Raw genomic sequence first — 8,106 nt, 5'->3', positions numbered from 1 at the left:
GGGACGCGTAAATAAAAGTTAGGGAATAGGATTTTTCAACCTATCTCTATAGGACGCCTCTTTTTTTGCAAACTTTCTCAAGAAAGTCTTTTAATTCTGCTAAGTTTTGTCGTGAAAAATTCTCTAAATTTCTAACAAACTCACCAACAGCTTCACGTCTCAACGGATCAGAAGTCTTGATTGTAAAACTTTTGCGACAAGCATAAGCTGCTTTCCTTAAGAGTAAAGCCTTCTCTTTATCTAAACCATAAAGCTCTATGATTTTTTCCTCCAGTCCTACAGGAACAGATTTTTTGCCAATCTCGACAGAAGATAAAAATGATACAGATATGTCTAATTTCTTAGCCATATCTAAAAGGCGTTCGGAGTGATCAATGCGAAGTTTCCGTAAAATTTTACCAAAAGATGTAACCATATAAAAAGTCCTATTAGAGAAGAAATATTTCTTCTGATTCTAACAAATCTTTTTATGATTTTCTTCAATTATTGCGAATCAAGAGTTCTTTTCGGGGTGGTTTTTTAGCAAAACCAGAGGTCCAAAGGGTCTCTATTCTAAGATGTTCTAACTTTTTGTTATCCATCTTTTGAGGTGTGATAAGATATTATCGAGTGCGTCCATAAGGCGGGCAAAATCGATAACAAACATAAAGAGAATGAAGGCAATCAATTTCATGATGCGTGACATCATCTTTAAGCCTTGATAGGTCTCTATCATCTCGTGAAGGAGCTGTTGTTCTGTTTCTGTAAGATCTTTATCTTTGCTGCTTCGTTTCTTGACCATCTTTCCAACCACATAAATGGGCTCCCTGCTTGTTATGCTTCAAAATATCTCTTGCAAGGTTGGAACTGATGACCGCAACATCCTTATTATCTAAATAAATGGGCAACCAGCCACCACAAGAAACAGACCTATTTGCCGCGCACCCAACGAGAAAGTTCAGAGCGCACACCACCATCACTTTTTTGATTAACTTCATTTTCTACCTCAAGACGGGTTGTTGCTGTCTTTAAAGCATTCTCTGTTTGCTTTTGCCGTTCGCTTTGCTTGCCAAGCTGAAACGCCTTGGCTAAAGCCATAAAAAAAACGGCTAAAGCCGCTGTAAACATCAGAGAATATTTCTTTAGCCAAAAAATCATAAGCGTTGCTCCCCAAACCGCTTGGCGACAATCACTATGCCCGTTACAGCCGCTAAAACCATGATGCCTGCTAAAGCCCATTGCACCGGACCATTGCCTGCTAACAAGCCACCAAACCCCGAACAAGACCCTATAATCGGGGCAAGTGCTTCTATTTTAAGCATTCCGGTTGCCGTTTTCGTTTCTACCCTTTGATAATTCGAAGAAACATAAGCCCCTTTTACCCATAATCCCGCTTCTGCTGCTCGACGGTTGGCTAAACCCGCAAGAGGCTTCCCACCGACCTTATTCCATTTCTGTAATTCTAAGGGTACGGCTTCATAATCCCCTTGATTAAGCTTCTTCAACAAGGTTGACTTGCGAAAAGCAGCTGTTCCTACATTATAGCAAAATGAGACCAATGCCGCGAATTGGCAATCCGTTAACGAAACCGTCACCGATTCCTCTACCGTCTGCTCAAATTGCTTTAAGTCTTCACAAAGGATTTCTTCTGCTTGCTTTTGGCTAATACACATGCCTTTTTTGACAAGGGGGTGACCCGCATTGCTGGTGTGACCATAACCAATCGTCCAGATACATGCCGTGTCTCTATATGCCTCTAAACGCAAACCTTCCCATTGTTTGATAAGCTCTAATCCTTCTTTCGATATCTTTCTCATCTGACGCTCCATAAAAAAAGCCCCACAAAAGTGGAGCTGGATAAAAATGTTTTCTTATGATCTCTATTGGCTATGCTCTTTGATCAGCTGCTCGACTTCTTCAACACGAAAGCCAAGTTGAAAGAGCGGCGCATAGTCGCTTTCCTGTAATTCATACTGACAACGCTTTTCTACAAAATCACCATTTAAATCAAACGGCATGGTTGTTGTTAGACAAACCTTATGCGTGTCATCTTCAATCCCCTCTTCTCCCTCTCCAAGCTCTTTGACAAAAACCCAATAAAAACGTGTTGCTAAAAGCATCTCTAGCCTTCTTACCGTTTCAACTTTGTCAAAAGAAAGCATGTTCAGATAATCTTGCTTGCTATTTAAATGTTCTGGATAATCTATCATCTACCCCTCCTCACAAATCACGGGAATGGCTACAACCACGCGCACATAATTGTTCATTACCTCTAGAAGAAGATACCGTGGAGCGTGCAAAACATCCGCTATCTACACCATGACTCCACCCTCCTCCTCCTGATAACCATCTCATTTCTAACCTAGCCTGCCCCCTATTCGTTATTTGCATAGGAAACGTTCCTGCTAAAAACTGCCAAACATAACCGCAACCTTCCTCACAACCGATATGCGAGATCATACGACGATTTGCTGTATCAACGTGACCTCCTGAAGTCTTAGGAGAGGGGGGAGACTTACCTTTAATACTTGTTTTGTCATTACTTCCATACATGGTTGAAGCAAATTCCACATCACTCAGTAAGGATTTCTTGACACGCATCATATCCGTTACATGATCTGTATAGGTACGACCTGTTGTGATCGGAACACCATATGCCGAGCGCGTATTTTCACCGGTGCCTGACTGAAGATAAATATCAACCCAAAGATCTGTAGAGGGGTCATAAACCATACCTTCTGGTGAACTATGCGGACGGTGATTTAAACACCAAACTGAATTGGGTAAAATATCCCCTGCTCTATAACCAGACAATGGATGACCAGAAATCGTACCAACATCCGCACAAAGCGTATGAACACCTCCTATCTTGCGCGAATTATTGACGCTGTAACCGTTTGGATACGTAGAGTTTTCTGATACAACAATTTTATGAGAATCTCCCTCCGGTACCAAATAAAGATAATAATCCTTGCCCGCAGAAAGAGACGGCATGCTTATTCTTGTATCTGCCGTATAACTTGCAACCAAAGTATCATTGCCTAATGCCAAAGTTATGCGTGTTCCTTTTTTCAAGGTTAATTGCGCTTTGCCTGTCGCTACAAGAAACGGTGTGGAAATTGAAAGAACCGTTAAATTGGACTGTTTCAGTGAATTGTTTACCTCTTCCGCTAGCGCTTTTGCCTGTGAAGCTACTGTATGGGCTGTTGTTGCCGTTGCTAGGGAACTCTTGATCCCTCCAAGCTCTTGCTTCGTCGTATCGGCTGTTTTTTTGGCTTCTTCTGCTGTCCTTTTCGCTCTATCAGCTACTTCCTTGGCTTTTTCAGCTTCGCTCTTGGCTTGATAGGCTTGTGAATCTGCCGACTCGGCTTTTTTCTTGGCTTCGTCTGAGTACATCCGCGCTAAACTTACGGGAGCTTTAAAATTCTCAACCACTTGGTTGATATCGATAACCCTACTCCTCGCAGACGAGGCTATTTTCTCTGCATTTTCTGCCTGATTGCGCGCTTGCGTCGCATCATGTCTTGCATAACCAGCAGACTCCTTGGCTTCCTTGGCTATTTTTTGTGCCTCTTCCGCTTCTTCTTCTAAAGACGCGGCTTTCTTACCCGCTGTTTCGGCTGCCCTCTGCGCCTCTCCTGCTATATATTTTGCATTATTGGCTATTTCCTTGGCTTTTTCTACTTCATTCTTGGCTTCATACGCTCGGTCATCGGCTTTCTCTGCTATTTTCTTGGCTTCTTCACCTGCCATTTCTGCTAATCTTGCTATAGTCTTAGCGTTATTGGCTGCTTCATTCGCGTCGTAAGCTTTACTCCACGCTTCATTCGCTGTGCTTTTTACTTTTTCCACCTCACTACGCGCTTGCTCCGCATCATGCTTGGCATAACCTGCTGTCTGTTTGGCTTCTTGTGCTATTTTTTGTGCTTCTTCTGCGGCTGCTTCTAAAGACGCGGCTTTTTTACCCGCTGTTTCAGCTGCCTTTTGCGCCTCTCCTGCTGCATATTTTGCACTATTAGCTATTTCCTTGGCTTTTTCGGCTTCATCTTTTGCTTCATACGCGTAGTTATTGGCTTTCTCCGCTATTTTCTTGGCTTCTTCGCCTGCCGTTTCTGCTAAACTTGCTGTAAGCTTAGCACTATCTGCTGTTTCATTCGCTTTGTGGGCTTTATTCCACGCTGCATTCGCTGTGCTTTTTGCATTTTCCACCTCACTACGCGCTTGCTCCGCATCATGCTTGGCATAACCTGCTGTCTGTTTGGCTTCTTGTGCTATTTTCTCGGCTTCTTCCGCTTTACGCTTCGCCTCTTGTGCTATGCCCTTCACCGCTTCCCCACTCACCTGCCCTGCCGTCTCTCCTGAACGCACCGCAGACTCTGCTACCGCTTTCGCTTCCAAAGCTATTCTAGAGGCTTCTGTTGTGCTCTGTTGGGCTTGCTCCGCTTTCGCTATTGCACTATCTGCTGCACTTTTCGCTTCTAAGGCTATCGCTTTGGCATTACTTGCCTCTTCTTTTGCTTCTTCTGATACGATCTTCGAAGAAGTCGCTGTTTGATTTGCTTCATTCGCAACTCTCTCTACACTTTCTGCTTTAACCTTTGCTTCTTCTGATAAACTTTTAGCATTAGAGGCTGTTTGACTTGCTTGTTCACTCGTGGATTTCGCTTCAGTCGCAACAGTCTTTAAACTTTCCGCTTTAGATTTCGCATCGCTAGCCTCTCTTACAGCTTGCTCTACTTTCTCTGTTGCACTATCCGCTGCACTCTTGGCTTCTTCTGCTGTGCTCTTCGCTGCATTCGCAACTGTAACAGCGCTTTCTGATGCTACTTTGGCTTCCTTAGCTACGCTCTCTGCTGTTTCTGTCGCTGTCGCTACCGATTGTTTTACTTCCTCCACTAAACCTTTTGCCTCAACAGCTGTCGTTTTACTTTCATTGGCTAACGTTGCTGCCTGATCTGCTACTTTCTTCGCTTCAGCGGCTTTAGACAGTGCTTCTGAAGCATCTTGTTGCGCTGTTGATGTCTCTAACGCCTGTTTTGCTTCTTGCACCATAGTCTTGGCTTCAGAAGCTGTAACTGTCGCATCATCCGCCTTCTTTTCGGCTCTTGCGGCTTTCTCTTCTGCCGTCTCTGCTGTGCTCTTAGCTTCACTCGACTTCGTTAACGCTTCTAAAGCTTTTTGCCCGATCTCATCACCAGCCTGTTTAGCTGTGGTAGCGGTCGATAATGCCGTTTCTGCAATACCTTTCACTTCTTCAGAAATATTCTTGACATCATTGACTAAGGTAAGCGCTGTAGATGCTTTATCCTTCGCTGCATTCGCTTCTGTAAGCGCATTGGTAGAGGAATTTTGGGCTTCTGTTGCAAGTTGTTTGGCTTCTTCTGAGAGTGTCTTAGATGACTCTGCTATCTGTTTGGATTCTCTTGACTCCGTTAATGCCTTCTCTACTGCCGTTTGTACTTGAGACGCTGTTTTTGTAAGTTCTGTAACAGAAGATGTCGCCCGTTCCGATAAACCTTTTGCTTCTTCGGCAATATCCTTCGCATCAGCGGCTGTCTGTTTGGCTCCATCTGCCTTCATACTTGCTTGTGTCGCTACTGTCTTAACTTCATGACACGTTGCTACCGCTGTTGCGGCTACTTGCGTCGTCTCTGTTGCTGTTTGGGAAGCATCTCTCGCTGTTTGTTCTGCACGTTCAGCAATGGATTTCGATTCATCGGCTAATCTCTTTGCTTCTGTCGAGACATGGACGGCGTTCTCACTTGCCTGCTTGACCTCTACAAAACTTTGCAATGCCGTAGACAATGAACCTTTCGTACTACTTATTTCCCCTGTAGCTCTATCAAATCCTGCCTTCGCCTCTTCTGCCATTTGCTTGGCGGCATCAGAGGCACTCTTGGCTTCTTCGGCTAATCCCTTGGCTGTATCTGCTGTATCTTTTGCAAGATTAGCCGTTGTTGTTACTGCTGTAACCGCTTCACCCGTTTTGGTAACTTCTGTAAGCGCTCTTTCCGATACTTTTTTCGCCTCTTCTGCAACCTGTTGCGCACCATTCGCACGCGACATGGCTTTTTCTGCTTCTTGTCTTGCATTAACAACCTGCTCTAACGGCGCAAAGGTTTCATACGAATACAAAGATGCCGTCCCTAAAAGCTTCGGAACAACAACGCTATCTTGCGAAGTTCCTTCTCTGATTTCCTCTTTCGTGGCTATTGGTATCAGATACTCATGACTATGATCAGGTATTTTCATCTGCTTTATTCCTTCATTCAGAGGGCTTCATCCAATGAACACTCTTTCAAATCTTCAAGCTCTTCTCTTAATGCCTCTAAGCGCTTCTCTAAATCTTTCACAGATCCATCAAGCTCCGTTTTCAAAGCGGCTTTCAGTAAATCAAAAACGCCAGTAAGCGGCGCATGCACAAAACCTCCCCCAGAATACAAAACGACCCGTACTTGAGACGGGTCGCTAATCTCTGATATCGCAAACGGTTTTAATGACATTTCAACTCCTCATGTCTTGATCCCATAAATTACACTCACATTAACGGGGCGCGTTTCAACACCACCAACCCTCTCTGCCATGAGATGATGTTCATGATGCTCTCTGTCATTCAGACCTTCTGTTATAGGCATTGAATAATATAAAAAATTAGCAAAGGGGCTCCTGATAAACCAAGGTAAACGCGGCGGCTTGTCTTTTTCTGTAAACCAAAAGGGAGTCTCTACCTGTGGACTTCCTGCTATTTGGTCAAATTCTTGATTACACTTGTCCAAAGCATCCCCACTCAAACCTACACACTCTTCGTCTACAGATCTCTTGCGCCTTGTCACGGGCGCTTCAGTAGAAGAAACATTCCGTTTCTTTCGAGAAGAAAGACCTTCTGATGACGCTGGACCTATAAAATGTTCGTGCGCTTTTAAAGAACAGGATTGTATACTTGCAAAAGAACGCCAAGGGTCTAAATTGCGTTCATTATCAAGTCCCCGTAAAAATAGCCCCCGAAAATCGGGAACATTAAACGTCGTGGCGCCATCTCCTTCTCCCCACGTCGTTCCTATCGCAGAAAATAAATCCCAATAAACATACCGTGAATAAGCACTTCCATCACATGGCAACCAACCATCCGGCAAGCGCTCCATTGCAAACGGTCCTATCAGACCGGAAGGTAAACGTTTTAAGGAAGAAACTTTGCCCCTTGTCGGGTTGAGAACTTGCCAACCCGTAAGCTCTTCATCATACACAAGCGTATAAAGACAGCCATCTTGTATCTCTCCTCCCGATAAGGCTAATAAACCGGTTTCTGTCGCCTTATAAACGGGCTTACCGGCTAAATTATTTAAAGCAATTGTTGTCGCCCCAACATTCTTGCCCTTCGCTTTAAAACAAACCGATATGCCATTCTTATACTCTAAAAATGCCGATTGGCTTAGAAGCCTTATCACGCTCGTCTTTTGGTTATTATCAACCGTCACAATCCCTTCAAGAACACCCCCCGTATCCGATAAATACTCACTTACCCGTTGCATCATAAAACGAGCGCTATTATTAACCGTGTTAGGGTGCTGTCCCTCTGACCAATTAATTAAAGCATCAGCACCACCATTCTCAGATGCCGTTAAAGACCAATCATAAATCGTGGACATCTAAACCTCACGTCTTGATTCCAAACACAACACTCATATTAATCGGGCGCGTCTCACTTATACCTGAACGAGCCCAAACAACATCACGCATATGAAGGTGGGAATGGGGAAAGGCGAGCTTATGGTGCACGCGTATATCCTCTGCTCTCACGCCCAAACGTTCAGCAAGCTTCAATCTTTGCTGGTCATTCAACACATATCCCCAGATGATCGTCATATCACCATGCCAACTCTCTTCCTGATTTTCATCATTCAAAATCGTAAAGGATTGACCACTATGATCATGCTTTCTCATTGCGTCATTTTGTAAAGTGCCAAGATAACGAAAGCGGTCTATCTCGCGCTCATCATCAACACCTCGTAAAAAAACACCACGCAAATCGGGAACATTAAACTTCGTCCAACTATCAGCGCCTCCCCACCTGATCCCTATCGCTTCATAAAGAGCAGGATAATCACTACGCAAATAAGCCTTCCCATC

At 44.1% G+C, this 8,106-nt stretch carries 9 protein-coding genes; all 9 read right to left on the bottom strand.

All coding sequences use genetic code 11. The features are described from left to right. Positions 1-46: 46 nt before the first annotated feature. Positions 47-415 carry a helix-turn-helix domain-containing protein gene (locus ACFIMG_RS02540; protein ID WP_375679158.1) on the bottom strand — a complete coding sequence of 123 codons (369 nt, stop codon included), beginning with the start codon at positions 413-415 and terminating at the stop codon, positions 47-49. A gap of 147 nt (positions 416-562) precedes the next feature. Beyond that, on the bottom strand, positions 563-793 hold the full coding sequence (locus ACFIMG_RS02535) for a hypothetical protein (RefSeq protein WP_375679157.1): 231 nt from the start codon (positions 791-793) through the stop codon (positions 563-565). 116 nt (positions 794-909) lie between these two features. After that, a complete protein-coding gene (locus ACFIMG_RS02530) occupies positions 910-1,137 on the bottom strand; it encodes a hypothetical protein (protein ID WP_375630758.1) in 228 nt (75 codons plus the stop codon). Next, positions 1,134-1,796 (bottom strand): lysozyme, encoded by a 663-nt coding sequence (locus ACFIMG_RS02525; protein ID WP_375678334.1) that lies wholly within the window; start codon positions 1,794-1,796, stop codon positions 1,134-1,136. The genes ACFIMG_RS02530 and ACFIMG_RS02525 overlap by 4 nt, the downstream gene beginning before the upstream one ends. A 63-nt stretch (positions 1,797-1,859) precedes the next feature. After that, entirely contained in the window at positions 1,860-2,189 is a 330-nt protein-coding gene (locus ACFIMG_RS02520) for a hypothetical protein (protein WP_375613937.1), read from the bottom strand. A 10-nt stretch (positions 2,190-2,199) separates the two neighbouring features. Beyond that, complete coding sequence (locus ACFIMG_RS02515; protein WP_375679989.1) at positions 2,200-6,231, bottom strand: hypothetical protein; 4,032 nt, start codon at positions 6,229-6,231, stop codon at positions 2,200-2,202. 17 nt (positions 6,232-6,248) lie between these two features. Next, positions 6,249-6,482, bottom strand: a complete 234-nt coding sequence (locus ACFIMG_RS02510; protein WP_375678331.1) for a hypothetical protein — start codon at positions 6,480-6,482, stop codon at positions 6,249-6,251. A gap of 9 nt (positions 6,483-6,491) precedes the next feature. After that, positions 6,492-7,625, bottom strand: a complete 1,134-nt coding sequence (locus ACFIMG_RS02505; protein WP_375678330.1) for a phage tail protein — start codon at positions 7,623-7,625, stop codon at positions 6,492-6,494. Between the two features lie 7 nt (positions 7,626-7,632). Then, positions 7,633-8,106, bottom strand: a 474-nt coding sequence (locus ACFIMG_RS02500; protein ID WP_375678329.1) for a phage tail protein, incomplete at its 5' end; no start/stop codon positions are given.

Source organism: Bartonella sp. AP11XZML, from assembly GCF_042196445.1.
Classification (GTDB): Bacteria; Pseudomonadota; Alphaproteobacteria; order Rhizobiales; family Rhizobiaceae; genus Bartonella.
The sequence above is the reverse complement of the archived record's forward strand: the minus strand, read 5'-3'. Positions and strand labels throughout refer to the sequence as shown.

Coding starts and splice junctions, on each gene's coding strand:
- ACFIMG_RS02520 (WP_375613937.1), bottom strand. CDS start 2,189: ATGATAGATTATCCAGAACATTTAAATAGCAAGCAAGATTATCTGAAC.
- ACFIMG_RS02510 (WP_375678331.1), bottom strand. CDS start 6,482: ATGTCATTAAAACCGTTTGCGATATCAGAGATTAGCGACCCGTCTCAA.
- ACFIMG_RS02540 (WP_375679158.1), bottom strand. CDS start 415: ATGGTTACATCTTTTGGTAAAATTTTACGGAAACTTCGCATTGATCAC.
- ACFIMG_RS02525 (WP_375678334.1), bottom strand. CDS start 1,796: ATGAGAAAGATATCGAAAGAAGGATTAGAGCTTATCAAACAATGGGAA.
- ACFIMG_RS02505 (WP_375678330.1), bottom strand. CDS start 7,625: ATGTCCACGATTTATGATTGGTCTTTAACGGCATCTGAGAATGGTGGT.
- ACFIMG_RS02530 (WP_375630758.1), bottom strand. CDS start 1,137: ATGATTTTTTGGCTAAAGAAATATTCTCTGATGTTTACAGCGGCTTTA.
- ACFIMG_RS02515 (WP_375679989.1), bottom strand. CDS start 6,231: ATGAAAATACCTGATCATAGTCATGAGTATCTGATACCAATAGCCACG.